General features: G+C 57.4%; 26 protein-coding genes. 24 read left to right on the forward strand and 2 right to left on the reverse strand.

Going from position 1 to position 16,978, the window contains the following annotated elements; genetic code table 11:
* Positions 1 to 99: 99 nt before the first annotated feature.
* From HMPREF1224_RS43140 to HMPREF1224_RS43170, 7 genes are all read left to right on the forward strand, one after another.
* Entirely contained in the window at positions 100 to 438 is a 339-nt protein-coding gene (locus HMPREF1224_RS43140; RefSeq protein WP_010794377.1) for a hypothetical protein, read from the forward strand.
* 52 nt (positions 439 to 490) lie between these two features.
* On the forward strand, positions 491 to 685 hold the full coding sequence (locus tag HMPREF1224_RS43145; protein WP_010794378.1) for a hypothetical protein: 195 nt from the start codon (positions 491 to 493) through the stop codon (positions 683 to 685).
* A 25-nt stretch (positions 686 to 710) separates the two neighbouring features.
* Positions 711 to 1,052 carry a hypothetical protein gene (locus tag HMPREF1224_RS43150; RefSeq protein ID WP_010794379.1) on the forward strand — a complete coding sequence of 114 codons (342 nt, stop codon included), beginning with the start codon at positions 711 to 713 and terminating at the stop codon, positions 1,050 to 1,052.
* Between the two features lie 90 nt (positions 1,053 to 1,142).
* On the forward strand, positions 1,143 to 1,364 hold the full coding sequence (locus tag HMPREF1224_RS43155; protein ID WP_010794380.1) for a hypothetical protein: 222 nt from the start codon (positions 1,143 to 1,145) through the stop codon (positions 1,362 to 1,364).
* Between the two features lie 26 nt (positions 1,365 to 1,390).
* Complete coding sequence (locus HMPREF1224_RS43160) at positions 1,391 to 1,639, forward strand: hypothetical protein (RefSeq protein ID WP_010794381.1); 249 nt, start codon at positions 1,391 to 1,393, stop codon at positions 1,637 to 1,639.
* Positions 1,640 to 1,728: 89 nt separating this feature from the next.
* Positions 1,729 to 2,676 (forward strand): hypothetical protein, encoded by a 948-nt coding sequence (locus tag HMPREF1224_RS43165; protein WP_010794382.1) that lies wholly within the window; start codon positions 1,729 to 1,731, stop codon positions 2,674 to 2,676.
* 39 nt (positions 2,677 to 2,715) lie between these two features.
* Positions 2,716 to 3,264 (forward strand): hypothetical protein, encoded by a 549-nt coding sequence (locus HMPREF1224_RS43170; protein ID WP_010794383.1) that lies wholly within the window; start codon positions 2,716 to 2,718, stop codon positions 3,262 to 3,264.
* A gap of 2 nt (positions 3,265 to 3,266) precedes the next feature.
* Here the strand turns inward: HMPREF1224_RS43170 and HMPREF1224_RS43175 are convergent, their stop codons facing one another.
* A complete protein-coding gene (locus tag HMPREF1224_RS43175; protein WP_010794384.1) occupies positions 3,267 to 4,772 on the reverse strand; it encodes a Fic family protein in 1,506 nt (501 codons plus the stop codon).
* 209 nt (positions 4,773 to 4,981) lie between these two features.
* Here HMPREF1224_RS43175 and HMPREF1224_RS43180 point away from each other — a divergent pair, with 209 nt between their 5' ends.
* From HMPREF1224_RS43180 to HMPREF1224_RS43215, 9 genes are all read left to right on the forward strand, one after another.
* The gene (locus tag HMPREF1224_RS43180) at positions 4,982 to 5,611 is read left to right on the forward strand and encodes an RNA-binding protein (RefSeq protein ID WP_010794385.1); all 630 of its coding nucleotides are present in this window, start codon (positions 4,982 to 4,984) and stop codon (positions 5,609 to 5,611) included.
* 87 nt (positions 5,612 to 5,698) lie between these two features.
* The gene (locus HMPREF1224_RS43185) at positions 5,699 to 6,136 is read left to right on the forward strand and encodes a hypothetical protein (RefSeq protein WP_010794386.1); all 438 of its coding nucleotides are present in this window, start codon (positions 5,699 to 5,701) and stop codon (positions 6,134 to 6,136) included.
* Positions 6,133 to 7,170 (forward strand): hypothetical protein, encoded by a 1,038-nt coding sequence (locus tag HMPREF1224_RS43190; RefSeq protein ID WP_256220531.1) that lies wholly within the window; start codon positions 6,133 to 6,135, stop codon positions 7,168 to 7,170. Before HMPREF1224_RS43185 ends, HMPREF1224_RS43190 begins: the two co-directional genes overlap by 4 nt.
* A 219-nt stretch (positions 7,171 to 7,389) precedes the next feature.
* The gene (locus HMPREF1224_RS43195; protein WP_010794388.1) at positions 7,390 to 7,806 is read left to right on the forward strand and encodes a hypothetical protein; all 417 of its coding nucleotides are present in this window, start codon (positions 7,390 to 7,392) and stop codon (positions 7,804 to 7,806) included.
* Positions 7,806 to 8,129 carry a hypothetical protein gene (locus tag HMPREF1224_RS43200; RefSeq protein ID WP_010794389.1) on the forward strand — a complete coding sequence of 108 codons (324 nt, stop codon included), beginning with the start codon at positions 7,806 to 7,808 and terminating at the stop codon, positions 8,127 to 8,129. Before HMPREF1224_RS43195 ends, HMPREF1224_RS43200 begins: the two co-directional genes overlap by 1 nt.
* A gap of 114 nt (positions 8,130 to 8,243) precedes the next feature.
* On the forward strand, positions 8,244 to 8,456 hold the full coding sequence (locus tag HMPREF1224_RS0112810; RefSeq protein ID WP_031628721.1) for a hypothetical protein: 213 nt from the start codon (positions 8,244 to 8,246) through the stop codon (positions 8,454 to 8,456).
* Positions 8,457 to 8,523: 67 nt separating this feature from the next.
* Positions 8,524 to 9,144 carry a YkgJ family cysteine cluster protein gene (locus HMPREF1224_RS43205; RefSeq protein WP_010794390.1) on the forward strand — a complete coding sequence of 207 codons (621 nt, stop codon included), beginning with the start codon at positions 8,524 to 8,526 and terminating at the stop codon, positions 9,142 to 9,144.
* Positions 9,145 to 9,152: 8 nt separating this feature from the next.
* The gene (locus HMPREF1224_RS0112815) at positions 9,153 to 9,476 is read left to right on the forward strand and encodes a hypothetical protein (RefSeq protein ID WP_031628723.1); all 324 of its coding nucleotides are present in this window, start codon (positions 9,153 to 9,155) and stop codon (positions 9,474 to 9,476) included.
* A gap of 551 nt (positions 9,477 to 10,027) precedes the next feature.
* Positions 10,028 to 10,405: a hypothetical protein gene (locus tag HMPREF1224_RS43215; protein ID WP_010794392.1), complete on the forward strand. Its 378-nt coding sequence runs from the start codon at positions 10,028 to 10,030 to the stop codon at positions 10,403 to 10,405.
* A gap of 255 nt (positions 10,406 to 10,660) precedes the next feature.
* On the opposite strand, the gene HMPREF1224_RS43220 is transcribed toward HMPREF1224_RS43215, so the two are convergent.
* Entirely contained in the window at positions 10,661 to 11,212 is a 552-nt protein-coding gene (locus HMPREF1224_RS43220; protein WP_010792797.1) for a hypothetical protein, read from the reverse strand.
* Between the two features lie 174 nt (positions 11,213 to 11,386).
* Between HMPREF1224_RS43220 and HMPREF1224_RS43225 the strand changes: the two genes are divergently transcribed.
* The 8 genes from HMPREF1224_RS43225 (at position 11,387) to HMPREF1224_RS0112825 (ending at position 16,887) form a co-directional block, all read left to right on the forward strand.
* Positions 11,387 to 12,046 (forward strand): hypothetical protein, encoded by a 660-nt coding sequence (locus HMPREF1224_RS43225; protein WP_010794393.1) that lies wholly within the window; start codon positions 11,387 to 11,389, stop codon positions 12,044 to 12,046.
* Between the two features lie 48 nt (positions 12,047 to 12,094).
* A complete protein-coding gene (locus tag HMPREF1224_RS43230; RefSeq protein ID WP_010794394.1) occupies positions 12,095 to 12,586 on the forward strand; it encodes a hypothetical protein in 492 nt (163 codons plus the stop codon).
* Between the two features lie 93 nt (positions 12,587 to 12,679).
* A complete protein-coding gene (locus HMPREF1224_RS43235) occupies positions 12,680 to 12,913 on the forward strand; it encodes a hypothetical protein (protein ID WP_010794395.1) in 234 nt (77 codons plus the stop codon).
* Positions 12,914 to 12,955: 42 nt separating this feature from the next.
* Positions 12,956 to 13,381 (forward strand): phage protein NinX family protein, encoded by a 426-nt coding sequence (locus tag HMPREF1224_RS43240; RefSeq protein WP_010794396.1) that lies wholly within the window; start codon positions 12,956 to 12,958, stop codon positions 13,379 to 13,381.
* A 232-nt stretch (positions 13,382 to 13,613) separates the two neighbouring features.
* The gene (locus tag HMPREF1224_RS43245) at positions 13,614 to 15,428 is read left to right on the forward strand and encodes a phosphoadenosine phosphosulfate reductase domain-containing protein (protein WP_010794397.1); all 1,815 of its coding nucleotides are present in this window, start codon (positions 13,614 to 13,616) and stop codon (positions 15,426 to 15,428) included.
* Between the two features lie 23 nt (positions 15,429 to 15,451).
* Positions 15,452 to 15,841: a hypothetical protein gene (locus HMPREF1224_RS43250; RefSeq protein ID WP_010794398.1), complete on the forward strand. Its 390-nt coding sequence runs from the start codon at positions 15,452 to 15,454 to the stop codon at positions 15,839 to 15,841.
* Positions 15,842 to 15,999: 158 nt separating this feature from the next.
* Positions 16,000 to 16,332 (forward strand): Arc family DNA-binding protein, encoded by a 333-nt coding sequence (locus tag HMPREF1224_RS0112820; protein ID WP_021263779.1) that lies wholly within the window; start codon positions 16,000 to 16,002, stop codon positions 16,330 to 16,332.
* 102 nt (positions 16,333 to 16,434) lie between these two features.
* Positions 16,435 to 16,887 carry a hypothetical protein gene (locus HMPREF1224_RS0112825; protein WP_031300252.1) on the forward strand — a complete coding sequence of 151 codons (453 nt, stop codon included), beginning with the start codon at positions 16,435 to 16,437 and terminating at the stop codon, positions 16,885 to 16,887.
* Positions 16,888 to 16,978 lie beyond the last annotated feature (91 nt).

Consider the following 16,978-nt stretch of genomic DNA (forward strand, 5'->3'; position numbering starts at 1 on the left):
TGGAGAGCAGGCCCGATATTTCTCAGGGTAAGGGGTGGCGGCACACTCTCATCGCTGTAAAGATCGCTTCATCAACCAATACGCGCTTTGGAGAGCCCCATGAACACCCTGACTTCCCCTGTGGAACAACTGGCCAATCTCGGCTACGACCTGGTCAATGGTGTCATGCGCTTTGAGGCCGCGATGTCGATGGACGCCTCGATCATTGTCCGTGACGAAAATGGCAATGACCTGCAGATCAGCAGCAACGAAGGCAAGCTGGTTGTGGGCGCTGCCGTTGCAAAGCAAGGGCTGACCGTACCCGCCATGATGGTACGCCGCAATGATCGGCAACCCTGCGACACCAAAGGTGGGAGGAGCGTGACTCCGGCTCATGTCCCCAAGAAACCCAATGTGCCGGTGGACATGCTGCGCCTGCTGGCACGAATCCAAAAGTAATCCGGTCTAGAACTGGAACCGGCCTGGCCAGACCCAGCATTCGGAGACGAACATGCACATCAGCATTTTCCATTCGGTACAGGCACCCCTGGATGGCAACCGCTTCGCCTATGGAACCCTGGCAGAGGATTACCTAGGCGAAGACGTGATCGCCAAAGTCGTGTTCTTCAACGGTACCACCCAGATTGTTGGCCGGTGCAACGTGAACATCAACAAGGGCCAGATGCCCAGTGCCCTCGAGCTTTGAGCAAGGAGCAAGGAGCAGCTGCATCATGCGCGTTAAACAGAAAACTGTCCTGGGAAGCCACCCGACCACCCTGCCGCCACCCAGTGATGACGAACTGGCCGACATGAAGGCCAGCGGCTACTTCTTGGACACCAAGAGATTCCCTTGCGGGCGCGTCGCCGGCGTCATCAAGTTCATGTTCACCTACGCCATCGTGGCCGACGTCACCGTAACGAGCTATTCAAGGCGTTGGTGCTATTCCGACCTGATGGCTACCCTCTGCGCCCTAGAGGACTGGGATGACTACGAGACCAGGCCCGAAGGTTGGCATCGAGAGACACATTCTGGAGAGCGCCGGAGCGCTGACGGGAAGGTCGAGTTCTATTAAGGACGATGGTTGTGGCAACGTTCGACCAGCAAGATCATGGGCGCAGCGTTGCAATCCGCTGTCTAAACAAAAAATCACAAGGAGATTCACATGGAAACCAGGCTCTGGACTGTTGCCCGCTTCCCTGTTGGCAGTTGGACCACAGGTGGAAGTCCTAAGGATTCTGCCTACGAATTCAGCGAGGTGTACCAGATCCCGGCGGAGAGCCGGGAGAAGGCCACCAAGAAGGCTCAGGCAGTTCGCTCACGACTGAAGAAGAAGGGCCTTCCCTTCCCGACCCAAAAAGAACCGTACCGCGAAGATTTCAAGTAGCGGCAGACTGCAGGAAGGAGTTGAGCATGACGGAAGAATTCAACGGTCGGCCATTGACCGACGAGCTACGCCGGCTGGCCAGTAAAAGCATCGGCGACTGTCAGACCGTCATGGTCTTGGCCGCCGACGCAATCCAGAATCGCACGCCGGCAGACTTCAAAAGCAGGCCTCTCCACCTGGCCCTCAGCAGCTTGGCCCATCGGAATATGGGGGATGCCAAGACGGCGATGTTGGTCGCGGCCGATGTACTTGAAGCCAGGCTTACCCGGCCATGACATCGTTCATGACCGCCGGCGTACGATAGCCACTCGCAGTTAGGTAGTGGTGGTCGTATCCTCGATGGCTCCATCCCTCAGGAGCCATCATGGAAAGGGAAGACTTCCTCGCCCAGCCAGATGTCGAACAATTTGTCCGCTGGCTGACCAACCACCTACCCACTCTTCAAGTACACCTCAAGTGCCTTCCCAGTCAGTTCGTGCCCGGGGGGCTAGATGTGCAGCTTCAAGGCATCGAAGCCGTACAGGGCCAATACCAGTGGAAGGGCAAATGGGCAACCGTCAAAGCCCGGCTGGATGCTCTTCGGGAAGACCTCAGATCGGCAGTTCAGGCCAAAGACCAGGGCGATACGTTCAGCGCCTGTGCCGCCATTCTCGACTGGGGGAATGTGCCGTCTTCGAAGGGCTTTCTCCAGGAACTCAGCCAGAATGGCCAATTGGTCAGGTACCTGACCGACCGGCAACCCTTTTTGAGCCCTGCAGGCACTCAGAAGCTTTCCGATCTCACCAAGCAACGGTTCAGCAGATTCAACTCGGGCCTGACTAAAATCCATGCGCTTCTGGATACGGATGGTTCCCCGATCTATGACGGAAGAGTCGGGGCGGCGATCGCCATGCTCTACCACCTGTATAGGGGTTCGTCAGAGGCTCTGGCCGCCGGCCTGGCTTCGCACCGGATGTTCGGCTGGGGACCGGGGCTCGACGATCCAGAATCTGACAGGATTCGACAGATCCGCAATCCAGCAATGCTCGGCCGCGGTTACAACGGGACTCCCCAGCTCCTCTACCAAAGCCCCCACATTTGGGCACAGCGCCAGCTGATCCTGGGCTGGATCATGAGAGCCGTACTCGAACGGACTACCTTGTTCAAAGGAGAGGATAGTTGCCTGTCTCAACGGTGCCATGCCTTCGAAGCAGGGCTCTTCATGATGGGCTATGACCTCCGCGCACTGATCCCTGGTGGGTGGTCGATACCTGATCCGAAAAAGAAGGTCTATCGTCGCAGCAGGGATACTGGCACACCTCTGGTAGCCTGAGGATATGACTTGTCCGAACTTTTAGATCAGGATCATCAAATGGAATTCCACGAAGTTGTCCGTCTCGTCAGCACCGTTTCCACGCTTGCAGCCAAGGTGCTGTCGGAAGCACTGGCCAAACCCCGTACCGGCGATTGGCTGGCGCTGGTCGACGATGAGGCCCTGCAAGCGCACTCCGCGATGGAGCAGGCCTTACGCGAGGTGCGCGAATTGAAGCGCAGAGTGAGTGAAGACGCTCCGGAAGAGACTTACGACTTCCTCAGCCGCAGCGACAACACCTTCGAATACTCGCTGGCCACCATCACTCCTCGCCGTGGAGATGAACCGGCGGAGGCTCATGCTGGCCGTGCAGGATCAGCTAACCGGCAGTTGACCTACCTGGTGAAGCTGGCTGGCGTTTACATCACGGCATGGGATGAGAATGATGCACAGATGCGCGACTATTTCGAAAGTGGTTGCCTCTGCATCCTGAAGGACAAGACCCTGCAGAAAGCGCCAGCCGAAATGTCCAACGAAGACGCAGTGAAGCTCTACATGGTCAATTGCAAATGCAGCCGGCACCCGGAGTATGGTCTCCGGAAGGGTTAACCCTACTCGCCTTCCCCAACGTTGCCCTCGTTGCGTTGGTCGCCCAGTACCTGCTGGGCGACCTGCTCGATGAACTCGAACACCTCCTCAGGCACCGTGTACTGGAACTGCTTTCGCCGGTTTTTCGAAACGATCCCCTGGTTGGTCAGGCACATCATTACCAGCTGCGCCAACTCACTACCGCGAACATCAAATCGCTCGTCTACGGCCCTATAGACGGCGTCAAAGCACTCCAAGAACGCAGTTTCCTCCCTTAGCTCAACTTCCAATGCATGTCTGGCCATTACCATAGTGAAGGTCACGCAAGGCGTAGCATCCCAGAAGCGGTAGACCGCCGGGTGCCCGCGGAACTGGAAGGCTAGATGGCCATAGTCGATCCACTGCACATCCCAGAAGTCTCGTACCGGGCGCGAGAACGTCTGTAGCGCCTCCAGGTACATGCGCTCTTCTCGCTTCATGGCCACGGACACAGGCAGCAGAAGGCCATTCTCCAGCGCACCGGCGCGGCAAAGCGCTTGATGGATGAGAAAACGAGAAAGCCGGCCATTGCCGTCCATGAATGGATGAAGGAATACGAAACCGAAGGAGATGATTCCCGCAGCAACAAGCGGATCGATCTGCATGGGAGCCTCGTTGGCAAACCCCATCAGGCTCTCCATCAGCTCCCTGCAGAGCTCAGGTGGCGGCGGCACATACGTCACCCCTGCAGCCCCTTGAAGAGCGCCGGCGAGGTGGTTCTGTTCATGCCGGAAGGCAGCGGCAAGATCGTAAGGATTTGCGACTGTCGCGTTTTGGAGCCCAACCAGGTATTCCTCAGTCAGCGGTTGGCGCTCATGGGCCTGGCGCAGCAGCTGGATAAAGCGCCGTGACTTGTCTTCCGTTGGCGCCTCACGCTCGATCGCGAAGCTGTCCTTCGTCTCGCTTAGGTAGGCCCAGTTGATAGCGCGATCCATCATCCCCGGCGGGAGAGACTCCATGAAAGCTTTAGCGCGGCCAAGAATATCGTGCTCGAGCAGCTCGGTTATGGCAGGTGTCCGCTCCACGGTGGCACAGTAGGTGAGATCGCCAAGGCCATTGAATTCAACTCGCCACTTCGAGTTCCGGTTGCCAGGCCTTGTGATGTAGCGCTCCGGATCGAACAAGGGGACGAAGGGCCCGCGGACTGGGGCATGCTGGGCTAGCTGCTCCCCAGTGAAGGCTTCTCTCAAGAAACTGGCCTTTCTGATATAGATCCCATTGGGTGCGGCCTGTAGCGCCCGCTCAAACTCTTCAACCGGAATCAGGGGGAGCGTTTGCGCGAGAATCGAAAGATTGATGCCCTCATGCTTGAGGGCAAACAGTACATTCCCCAGTAGGTCATCTTTGGCTGGCGCGATGGCTGGCGGTACCGCCAGGGTTTGGCCGATGCGCTCAAGACGAGTCACAGGTTGTACAATGGCTGGAAGACGTAGTGGTACCGCCGAGAGCGCCAGCCGCTCGTGAAGAAGTGCGTATCCTGCTGCCTGCATTCTGGAATTCCTTACATTTCCACCCTGGTTCCCAAGTTTTTTTTCACTCGGCCAAGAAAATCTTTAGTTCTGGCGAGTATGCCGATTTTTTCTTTACCTGCCAGCTTCAATCCGAAACAGGGGTAACGAAAATCTTACCCTCCGTCGCTTCTGCCACATCTCTCACCCGCTGACGATATGCCTCATCAACCACTAATGAGGTTTTCATCGTGCAACTGCGCAACAGCACCGACCAAGACATCCATCTGTCCGCCGTTCAGCTCGAGGAGAAATACAGTCCCGCCGGCGGCGGCCAACACCCGACGTTCACCCGTGAAGACTGGCGCAACGCCGTCGCAACAGACGACACCACCAGCGGCTACTGGTCCTGGGTTAATGGCCAGATCCAGTCGCTCCTTGATGACTCCCTGCTCGAGCCCAGCGCCAGCAAGGTGGTAGAACCCCCCAAGGGCCTGGTGGCTGACGAGAAAGGCATCCGCCAGCTGCGCTTCGTAGCAACCATCCATGGCACAGTGGGCGTGAACGACGGCGAACCAGGTAGCCCGAGCGCCACCGAGAGCGAACTCGGTCGCCAGATCAGCGATTCCATCAACACCATGATCGGCAATGGTGGCCTTACCGGGGACACTCCGGCCGTCGTCGACAGCAAATCGATCAGCATCTGCGTCGCCGAGGTGCTTCATACCTCCCGGCAGACCATCTCCATGCTTCGTGAACAGGGCTACGCCGTAGTGCTGTTCAACAAAGACGAACTGGGCAATGCCAGTGCATCTGCCCTTCAAAATCGCCTCATCGAATTGGCCTCTGACGAGATCCAGTTCCTGCAATCTGCAGGGTGATTTTTCAGCGCACTGACTTGGAGTGATCCCCGGCAGCCCGGATGGTTTACTCGCTAGACCTTGTTGAATTTGCGGAGTTGAACGGATATGACCGAACAAGCCCTCATGGCAACCACCCAGTCCTACTGCGATCCCCGCGATGGGAAAGTTATCTGGAGCATCAATGGAGAGGACTGGCGCAACGAATGCCTGGCCGAAGTCCTCTTGCGAAACGACCACCTGATGGTGGGTTCCACCGTCTTCCGCGGCGAAATGCAGTACCCCGATCCTGCAGGATACGTCCCCGAGGTTGATGACGTCCTCATTCACATGCAAGAAGAGGCCGAGGGAAGTGACTGCGGCGAATGGGTGGAGGACTACCCGGAGCCTTCTGATGAAGCGAAAGCCGAGCTGAAGGCACTGCTTGAACCGATCAAAGCTTGGGCGCGCCTGCATTGCCGTCCCGACTTCGGCCTTGTCGAGAACGTCCAGGAGCATGTTCTTACCCAGGAAGACATCGATAAGGCCATGGAGACCAAGGCGTGAACACCTACATTCCCTCCCAGACCACTCCCAACCGGCTTGGTGCTGACTCCCGCGCCTGGTCTGCTCGGGTCCGAGCAGAAATGCAGGAAATGCTCCAGGAATGGTTCAACTCCGCCACTCAGTGCGAGGAAGCTGACGTCGACCACGAGTTCAATCGTGCCCTAGAGCACCTGATGATTTTCGCAAAGCGCCCCCAGGATCTGGTTGCTGAAGACGCCTCCTACGATCTGGCCACACTCCCACGCTTCGACCAGTTTTGCGAGCAAAGTGAAACTGCTCGCTTGTCTGGTGAAGGCGCTTTCATCCGCTATGAACATGCGGCACAACTCGTTCGCGCATTGGAACTCAAGGTCGCCCAGGCTGACTTCACCTACGACAGCGATCGGGCGGCCTGGCAACGCCGGGAAGCCGAACTGCTGGCGCTACTAGGCTCCCCGACCACTACGCCAATTCACCAGTGTCGAGAAAGGCACAACCCGCTTTGGGAAGATTGCACTACTGAAGACGCTGAGAAAGCGCGCGCAGAGGGTCTGGAAGTTCGTACCATGTACTGCCTCCCTGAAGACGCTGTACGGGTGGGGTTGGAGCAGGAGAACCAAGATCTACGCTTGCAGTGTGGCGGCATGGAAATGACCATCGATGAGCTCCGCAGCTCGCTCAGTCAGCTCCAACACCAGCTGGCCGAGATCGCAACGGACGCAGTTCAAGGCGTTGAACCGGTTGCAAAGTGCGGCCGCGGCCCAGTGGCCTCTTTCTGCCACCTGACGGACTATGGTCGCCAAGTGCTGCCCGAGGGGCGGCATTCTCTCTACCTTGCGACCCAAGTTAAGAACGGTGTCCTGCTGATCCCCGACAATCTGCTCAGTCACCGACAAAGCTGGCGTGCAGCGTTCGAGCGCCTGATTGAGTTGGAACCTGAAAGCAATCAACCCGATCGCGATGAGCTTGGCTTCTGGAAGCATGAGTTGAGGGCATTCGATCACATGTACGCCGACCTGGATCGCCTTAAGGCAGAACACCGCGACATGCTGTGATGCCTTCTGCTGAATAGCAACAGTCACACCTAAATTCTCAAACCCCGTTATTTAGGTGGGGCGGTACCGGCCCCACTCCCTTAAGTGAACTTGAACCCCGCCACTTGACTTGAACCTCTTGATGGCAGGTATAGCCTCGCTCTTACTGGATGCTGTTGGCACCTCCAGATATGCCTGAGGATGACGGCTCCAGTGGCTCTATCCCATGGAGGAAAACAGATGAGCAAGCAAGAACGTCTGGTGCACGCCAATCAGCTAATTCAAATCATCGCCAGGCATGGCCGGCGATTTTTCTTCGATGATCGGACCAACACCACTGCCCGGCTGGAACTTGATCACCGCGGCAGGGTGTGGTTTCACGATCACTATTCCAAGGCACGGGTGTATACCCACCCAGCAACATTCGGCAATGAATGGCACGGCTTCACTCACGGCGGAACTATGCGGAATCTGGTTGAAGCGATGCGTGACTACATTCGTAACGGCCGTCAGATCCCACTTTTCTGGCTCGGTTTCCAGCGACAGTCCGACAAGTCCAATATCTGGGGCTATGAGGACGAGGCAATGTCCGCCGTCAGGATGGAAGGCAGCGCCCTTCCCATCATCCACGGGAAACCTGAAGAGGTGTTCGGGTAATGGAAACGTTCACCTTCACCGCACACCTCTACAAGAATTTCGGCATCGCACTGCAGGTGTGGGATGAGGAAAGTCTTCCCTACTGCACTATCTCTGTGAATGTGCCGGATGCCCTGTTGAAGACGGATGAGTTCTGCGTCAACTGGGATGTCGACGAAGACCTGGCCCAGCAGCTCCTGGCCACCAGCCGATTCGAGGACACCGGGCTCGTCTGTTCAGCAGGTCATGCCGTTGCACCGATCTGGCGTTTGGTTTGCCCGGAGTTGCTCGATCAGGTACGGACGCAGCGGGATCTCGCACGGCACCACGTTCAACAATCCTGACGAGCATCCGACTCAATGGCCCGGGCCTAAAGTACGGAATGAACTGTTGGCCCGTTCCATTCCTCAATCATCTCCATCAAATGGAGTTTACCCACGAAGGAACGCACCACCTACATGCAAGACCCTGTTCAAATCGAAAAACTTCTTCGCGCCAGAGAACTCATCCTCGCTTACATCGACCTCGACCAAAGAGCCCTAGAGCGCACTCCCGGAATTCAAGCGCTGGAGCTATCCCTGACGAACTGGCGTCGCCAACTCGTGAGCATCGACTCCAAATTCACCGCGCTGACAGGGCTCTCACCGTCGCAGTACCGAGCGGAAAGCTGATCAGGCCTCTCGGATTGCGGGGCTTTGCCGTTATGATGTCGGCCATCTAACTCCCTGATCCGAACCTATGTATGAACTGATCTCAACCATCGACATTACCAGCTTGCCGAAGCGAGAGGCACTGGAGGCGGCTGCCCAGGAAAATGCCTTCCGCATCGCGCGGGACGCCCCTTGGATAGTAAATGCAGGCGAGATGGCGGCCGAAATCGGTGACCAGAAGGGTAGCCTCAAGGCGAAATACATGCGCCTTCGGAAGCTTGGCGATCGGATTGCAGAGGCCATCGTCCCTCACTCGGCCTGCCAGAAGACCTGCAGCCACTGCTGCCATATCGCGGTGGCCATCCATGAAGTTGAGGCCGACATCATCGCCGAGGCGACTGGCAGGAAGCGCACCCGGTCTGCCTCCGGGGAGCCGGAAGGTGAGCTTGCCAACCGTTACTTCCGACAACCCTGTCCCTTCCTGAAGCAGAATGCCTGCTCTATCTACAACTCCAGGCCCATGGCGTGCAGGCTTCACTTCTCCATTTCGGGCACCAATGCCATGTGCGATACCCGCATCGCCCCTGTCGACTCGACGGCGATCAATCTGAACCTCAATGACTTTTGGTTCGGATACATGTCCGTGATGCACGTGTCGCCGATGGAAGATGTTCGGCACTATTTCCCCAATCCCCAAACCAGGAAATGAACCACCGTATGGATACTGTTGGCCGTACCCGCTCCCAAACATGCACTAGGAGTCTGGATGAACTGATCGCACGTCGTACCAAAATCGACAGGTATGCCGTTGCACTGGCCGCAACTGCGATCGCGCTGGGGTTCCTCGGGTACCAGGCTCCCTCCGCTGTTGCTCGCCACCTGGGCTTGGTTGGGATGATCGTGAGTGTTTTTTCGACGACCTACCTGATCGACATGGCCGACGGAATGTCGAACATCATCCGCGCGCGGACGCCGAAAAAGGGCCAGAACCTCAAACCTGTACCAACCCCTTCCCAACCCCAGCCGACCCAAGCTGCGTGACTTCCACAGCCGGTGATTGCAGCATCGGCTATTCGTTGGGAATGAAGCTGTTGGTACCAGGTTACGGCGGGGGCTCGGTGACGCAGCCGGCGAGCGATTGCTATGGGCTTTCAACGAGAATGCGAGGGACATCGGCCCAGTCTAGGAATTCCGCCCCCCATTTTCGCTTTTCATGGCGCAAATCAGGGAATGAAATAGAGGCTAGGGCACCTGGCCCTATAAACGTCCGTTTCCTACCGTGCTCCCGAGAGGCAAGCCATGGAAAGCGAGAATCACCGTCAGACGCCAGCACTCCCCGCCGTGACCTTGGACCATGTCCAAAGCTTTGGGGAGCAACTCTGTAGAGCCATTCGTGAGCTAAGGTGTGACCCGGAGTTCAGTGCAAAGAATCTTCGCACCGCATATCAGCAGGGCCACAAGGATGCTCTGGAGCAAGCTGAAGACGCCACCCGTGAGGCGCTTGAGCGACTAATGAATGGGCTCGCCGGCGGGGATAGTGGCACTACGCAGAGTGGGTGAGCATGGCTCAAATTCACCACAGAGCTACTGTCATGTCGAACCTTATCCCCGCAGAAATCCTGGCCCCTGAAGTAGGGGCTCTTGTCAATTACGGCACCGACAGTTTCGGCAAGGAACCAGGTCGGTACCGGGTAACCGGCTACATGTGCCGCGTGGAATCGAAACCTCATTTCGGTGACGACTTCCTTGGCGAGATCCTCTTCGACTCTTGCAGGGACTTCCAGGGCGGCAAGATGCGTTACTGCCTTCGCGAGCAGGCAACGCATGTGACCTTGACCGGTATCGCCGGCGCAATCGCCCCCATAGAAGAATGCAACGTCACGGGCATGGTTCCGTGGCCCGACGAATTGCTGAAAGAGGCTCGAGAGAAAGCCCGAAGAAAAGGTGAGCGCGGTGAAATGCTGTTCTGATCATTCGCTGGGCGTCGAACGGTCAGAGACTGAACGTCTGGATTGGGTTCTGAAGTACCGACCTGAGTTCTCTGACGGTTTCCTTCGTGTTCGACTGGAGGCTGCAGCGGCACCTGATGGGCTCTCCGGCATGTTCATGGCTGTCGGCTTAGATGCCAGGAGCTGCATCGATAACGCCCTCGCAGGCTTCCTGGTGCGACTCAGATAGACCCATCAAAAAGGCCGGCAAAGCCGGCCTTCGTGTCTTTGCCTTGATCATCCTTGCGCCGGTGGTTGCACCTCCCCTTTCTTGCACAGCGGTTTGAGTGCTGCACGGAGAATCTGCCACCAACTCATCACTGGCGGTTGTGGATGGCGGTGAATCCCTTCTATTTGCACCTCACCGTCCGCTGGTACCGCTAGGAATCTCCTGGTAGAGCGCACGACGCGGGCCGTAAACTGGTTTTGGAAGCCAAACCGGCACCCCATAGCCAGCATGACCAGCGTGGTGCCGCCGGCGATCAGGTACCCGAACGCAGCATATGCCAGAACCAGCTCGTGCGGAGACCGCAGCTGGAAGTCACGATCGAATTCAACTGGCGAGCTAAGAGCGTCGAACACCAGTAGAAGCAACGCAACCGCTGGGGCACACATCACTGCGAGTTTCAGCATCCGAAGCGCCGTTTTAAGGACTTCCACACCCTGGGAGACATACACCACCCAGTCGCGCTTCACCGTCGCGGTGATCCGCTCCATTTCCTCGTGGGGGACCTGCCCTACCTCCACGCCATTCACATAAACCAACCAGTCGATTTCCGGCTTTGCCATTCAGGCCTCCTATTAGGGATTGGCAAGGCGCGACGACCTTGCATCCATGAGGCTATTCCGCCTGCATAGCTGGCACCAACCAAAGTACCCGTCTCCAATTCACGAACCGCTTCTGGCACACCCCTGACCACCGTGTAATGACCTCATCAACACAACGGCCACAGGTGTCCACCTATGAAGATTACGAACGCATTCACCCGCCAGGTTGGCCAGCTGGAGAACACTGATGATCCAGCCACCCCGATCCTGTTCAGGTCGATCCATCCTGCCCAGGACCAAGATCTGCTGAGCAGCATTCAGCACGACGTGGGCCTGGCGCCTGGGCTTGCACTGCTGTATGACGACGAGCATGTCCTCATCTATGACCAGGAGGAGGTCAACCTCCTTCCAGGTGAGCACCAGAATTTCTATCGCGCTGCCAGAAGCGTCAGCACCTGGCTTGGGGTTGCCTGGGAGCTCTGCGTAAACACCGACAACCCGGACTCTCCGATCGAGGTACTTTCAAGCGGCTGCCAAGAGCACATCGAGCGTCTGGCAACTGCCCTCAATTATTCGATTCAGCCCTCCAGTTCGGTACTCGTCCCTCTGCGCAGTGTCGTTCATGAGGTGGACCCGAATGGCAGCCTGTATGCCGTGACCTGCAGGCTCGCAGATGATGACGATGACTCTGTCTATCACGTGCGCTGTGCGGATGAGGGAACCGCCCAGGAAGTGGCAATCCGCAACCTCTACGAAGAGGCGGGCTCTTGCCCGGACCCCACTGCTGAAGATCATCGTCAGCACTACATCATCACCTCCCAACTGGTCGCCACCCCGGTCGCGAGCACCATCTAACCCCTTCGCCCCGGGCTGACCGGGGCTCATCGTCCTGGAGTCTTCCACGTGTCCTACCGCGTAATCCCCAATGAACATGCTGTACAGCATTTGGAACTGAAGATCGGTCGCCAAAGCTCGAACTTCGCAAACAACCTGTATTCGGTCATGAATTCGCTGATGGAGGGCAAGTTTTCTGGCGGTCTCTGGGAGCTCCGCGAGTACAACAACGGTGCAGTTGCCATGGTTCTGCCGCAAGCAGACCGTGTGGTGGTCGCATCGCAGGCTTGCCAGCGCAATCTGGAGATGTCCCTGGAGGCCCTGTCCCTCATCGCGAATTCCATACTTCTCGTAGGCCTTTGCGAACAAGCGGCCTTTCATGGTGATGAGGAAGAAGCACTGCACCTGCGAAATCTCAACGACGTACTGCGCGATGCGGTCGATGGTCTCATGACTTGCGTACTGAGGGACGGAGAGCTGCAGGAACCCACAGAAGCGGATCGTCTTCAGCCGATGACAAAGCACCCGGAAAGCTCTCAGTTCCGTCGGTTCATCGACTGAGTAAGGGGCCTGAAAGAAAATTCAGCCCCTGGTGGTGGCACAGGCTGAGCCGCTCGAACATGGCTACATCAACGAACAAGCGAGTAATGAGCCATGAGCCAGCAGCAATCCCCACTCCAGCAACTCACCGCCCTCGGCTACACCGTGGCATCTGGAGCCATGCGCTTCGACGTCGCAATGTCGATGGGCGTGTCCATCCTGGCGCGTGACGATCAGGGTGCCGTTCTGCAGATCAGCTGCAGCAAGGGCATCCTGGCTATCACAGCCGCCAAGCAAACTCCCCAGCTCACCGCCCCGGCGATCCTCTTGAATCGCGTCATCGCATAACCAACACCCCAAGAGCGCGTCTCAGGAAGAAGGACCACAACGATGAACATGGTTGAAGTACAAACTGAGGAGCTGATCGGCGCTGCACTGGACTGGGCTATCGCAACGATTGAAGGCCTGCCGATACAGTACGACCCGATGGCTTTCGGAAATACAGCGAATGGAGGCTACTGGATCTGGGATAAAGCGCCTGGCGGCATGATGGCCAAGATCGGCGACAAATACAGCCCCTCGAGCAACTGGAGCCAACTTGGCACGTTGATCGAGAAGCGCGCCATCGTCCTGGGCAACCACGAATCGGGAGACCCGAGCCGCCAAGGTGAATTTTGGGGGAGCGCTCATTGCTTCGACTCGAGCACCAGCTTTGAAACCCACAAGGGCATCAAGGTGGCCGCCTGCCGCGCTATCGTCGCCAAAGAGATGGGCCCCGTAGTGCGAGTCCCGCTAGTGCTGGTCCAGCCGGGCTGAAACGCAATCTCGGCTCCTGATCTTCCCGTCCGATAACTGAGGGGGCGCCTGCCCCCTAACCCTGGTTCAACTCCAGCTATTGGCACTGAACTTTGCCCCTGCGCTGCGTCCAGCGGCTCCGATACCTCCCCTGAGCAGCAACTCGAAACTTTTCCTATATCCCGGTTCTGGCACAGCCAAGTGCCCCTGAAACTGGGCTCATTCCGATATTCATCGCAGTGAGCCCAGCACCATGACCTCCGCGCAAACCAAACTGACCCAGTCGATTCAAGCCGGCCTATTCGACGCCGCAGAACCTGCCCCGGTTCTTCTGCAGGTGGTGGACCTGACCTTCGACGAGAAGGTGAAAGCCGCGGTTGAGGCCATCAAGCAGCAGGTGCGTGAAGGTCGTCGCCTAGTGGTGGCCTGGTCGGGAGGCAAGGACAGCAGCGTGACACTGAATTTGGCGTTTACCGCCCTGCGCGATCTGATCGCTGAAGGCCACAGTGTTCCGGCACTGCACGTAATCCATTCGAACACTGGCTTGGAAAATCCAGTGATCGAGATCTACAACAAAGGCCAGATCAGGGCGATCAAGGCTTATGCCAAAACTGCCGGTATCGAGACACGTGTTTGGGTGGCCTCCCCAAATCTGTCCAACGACTATCTCGTTGGCCTGCTGTCCGGCCGCACGATCATGTCGGTGGGCAACAACACCAAGTGCCAACAGATGATGAAGAAGTCAGCATTGGACCGAATCAAGCGCCAAGTGCGTGCCTGGATAGCCGAAAAGGATGGAGTCAAAGCGAAAGACGCAAATCTGGTAAGCCTGATCGGCACACGCTTTGAGGAAAGCGCGCAGCGCGCTGCACGGATGAAGGCTCGAGGTGAGAGTTCTACGGAAGCTGTCGATGCGATGGAAGATGGTCAACTCGTGTTGAGCCCGATCGCCGAATGGGATGCGTTCGACATCTTCACCTACATCGGGCACGTCCGCTCCGAGAAGATTGAGGCCTACTCCGACTTCGAAGAGTTGGTTGATATCTACCGGGACGCCAACGGCGGGGACTGCATGGTCAACCAGTACATCTCGGGCCGGGAGCAGAACCGCCCACCCTGCTCCGCCAGGACAGGTTGCTGGGCCTGCGGACGTATCTCGAAGGACACCAGCGCCGAAAACATGATTTCGGCTGAGGGCGGAAAGCACGCTTGGATGAAGCCCCTGCTCGACCTGCGGAACTACATGCTGGCGCGACACTTCGATCCGTCTGCGCGCTGCTGGCTGGCGCGCACCATCAACGAAGAAACCGGGACCATCAAGATCGTTCCCAACGCCTACGCCCCGGAATTTACCCTGGAGCTGCTTCGCCTGATTCTGACGATCCAAGTCCGGGAGCAGATCGCTGCACGCAAGCTGGGTATTGCTCCGCGCTTCCACCTGCTCGACCACCGCCAGCTAATCGCTCTGGACTGCCTCTGGGGCCGGTACCAGTACCAACGCAGCTTCATGGCCCTGCGCACCTGGAAAGAGATCTACGAGCAAGGCAAGCGTTACGACATTCCCGATCTTGCCTCGATTCCGAAGTACACCGAGAAGGACGTTTCCTTCCGTGCAGAGGTTCCCTTCGCGGATGAGGAATATTTCGCCGCGTGGCGCGGATTCCGCAACGTGGAAGCTGCTGCCGTGGATTGGGAAGACACCACCGTTCTTCCGAACGGCAAGATCGTTCAGAACGCGAACGTAGGTGACGAGTTCGAGATCGACGAGGAAGGTGCGGCATTGTTCTGGGAGTTCGACCTCGACTATGCCCTGAACCGAATCTCGGTGCTGGATAACCCCTCTGGCGTTGTCCATTACCTGGTCGGTCTCGGAACTGTAACCCTCTACAAAGGCAGCCTGGGAGAGTGGGATCGGATGATGCGCGTGGGCAACCAGGCGTGGTTCCACGGTCTGATGCCGATCATCAATGACCCGCATGCACTGGTCGAAACCCTGCAAGCAAAGTTCCGGAAAAAGGAAGAAGACAAGCGTAATGCCCTAATCGGGCAGCTGGCGCTGTTTCTTTAAACCCGAACTACGAGGATGAAACCATGGTCCTGATCACCAGCCTGGCAATCGAAGAAGCCGCAGAAACGCTGACCGAGGACGGAGGCCGCTTCGGCGACACACTCTTCGGCGGTCAGGTCATTGAGGCTGCCCGCGCACTGCTCAAGCAGCAGACCGATGATCAAGGGCTGCCGCTTCCCCTGGGTGAATTCTTCGAACGCAGGGAGGATATGGGCAAAGGACGCTTGCGGTTGATCCTGGACGGCGACTCTGATGTTTGCGTAGCAGTGATCAGCGACGAGGGTGAAATGGCGGACGTGGAGTTCTGTGTGCCCTTCTCCGGCGGCGGCCGCTCCCCGAAAGTCCGTGAAGCGCTGTTGAACCTGTGCCGCGCTATCCGCGAAGAGAACGAAACCAACCCGATCCCAGACTAGCGCCGGCCGACGACGACCAGGCGCTTCAGAAGTACAGCCTGAAAACCCGGGCCTCGGTTTGGCTCGAATAACGCCAGCGGGCCGATAGACTACCAACCCCATGGACTGCCCTGAGAGGTCCTCAGTCGCATGAACGTGGACAGAATGAAGGAAAGAAAGTGAGCAACAGTCAATTCCCACTCTATGCCTCACGAATCGCAGACAAATTCGTGGTTCGCTTCCCGGACGGAATGCGCAACAAAATTGCGGACGTTGCCCGGGGGAACTTCCGCAGCATGAACTCAGAAATCCTTGCCCGGCTCGAAGCGAGCCTTGAGGTCGAATCTCAGGACGGGAATAAGAACCTTCCTGCAGCGAACGGCGAAGGTCTGTCCGCCGATGAACTCCGCCTAATTTCCCGTTTCAGGAAACTCGACGTGAAGCAGCAGTCCGCGCTGGTCGAACTCCTCACACCAGTGGCCCAGGTTCCTCACCTCGCTAAAGCATCCTGATTGGTAAAGCCTGTCAGTTGAATCCCAAGCCCTACCAAGTGTGGGGCTTGGGCCGTAAAAGAGGCGTGATATCCGCGCCCGCGAAAATTCAGGATATGACAAATGACTGATACGCCTACAGGTGCATTCACTATCGGCGACCCGTCGCGATCCAGTAGTGGAAAGGGGAAAACCCCCATTGCTGACGCATATGCAGAAGCAGAAAGGATGTTGGCCGAGTATCGTCACGCCCTCATCGATGGTGTCGGCGCGGACAGTGATCGATATGAGTTGATTTGTTATTCGAATTTCATGGACGAACAGAATGTTGGGGTTGCATACAGCACCGAGCTTCAGCGGGTATATCTGCTATTCATCGGTGCCGATCGCCCAGAACCGATTTATGAGCCAGTGTGGCTGCTCGACCAAGCTAAGGAACTCACCCTTCTTACGCGCACATTGGTGGTGCCGGATCAGACCTCGCATGCGATCACGTTCTGGGGAGGAATCAAGCGCGGCCCCATCATTTCTTATCGCTTCAAGCTCGCCGATGCGCCAACTTTCATCAAGTTCTAGCCCGGATTTCTCATGAGGCCGGCAGGCGTGGCCGGTGAAGCCTCGGTGTATCAACAACCTGCCTTCCACCGCTAAAAATTGATCGTTTTTT

Source organism: Pseudomonas sp. P179, assembly GCF_000478485.2.
GTDB lineage: Bacteria > Pseudomonadota > Gammaproteobacteria > Pseudomonadales > Pseudomonadaceae > Pseudomonas > Pseudomonas aeruginosa.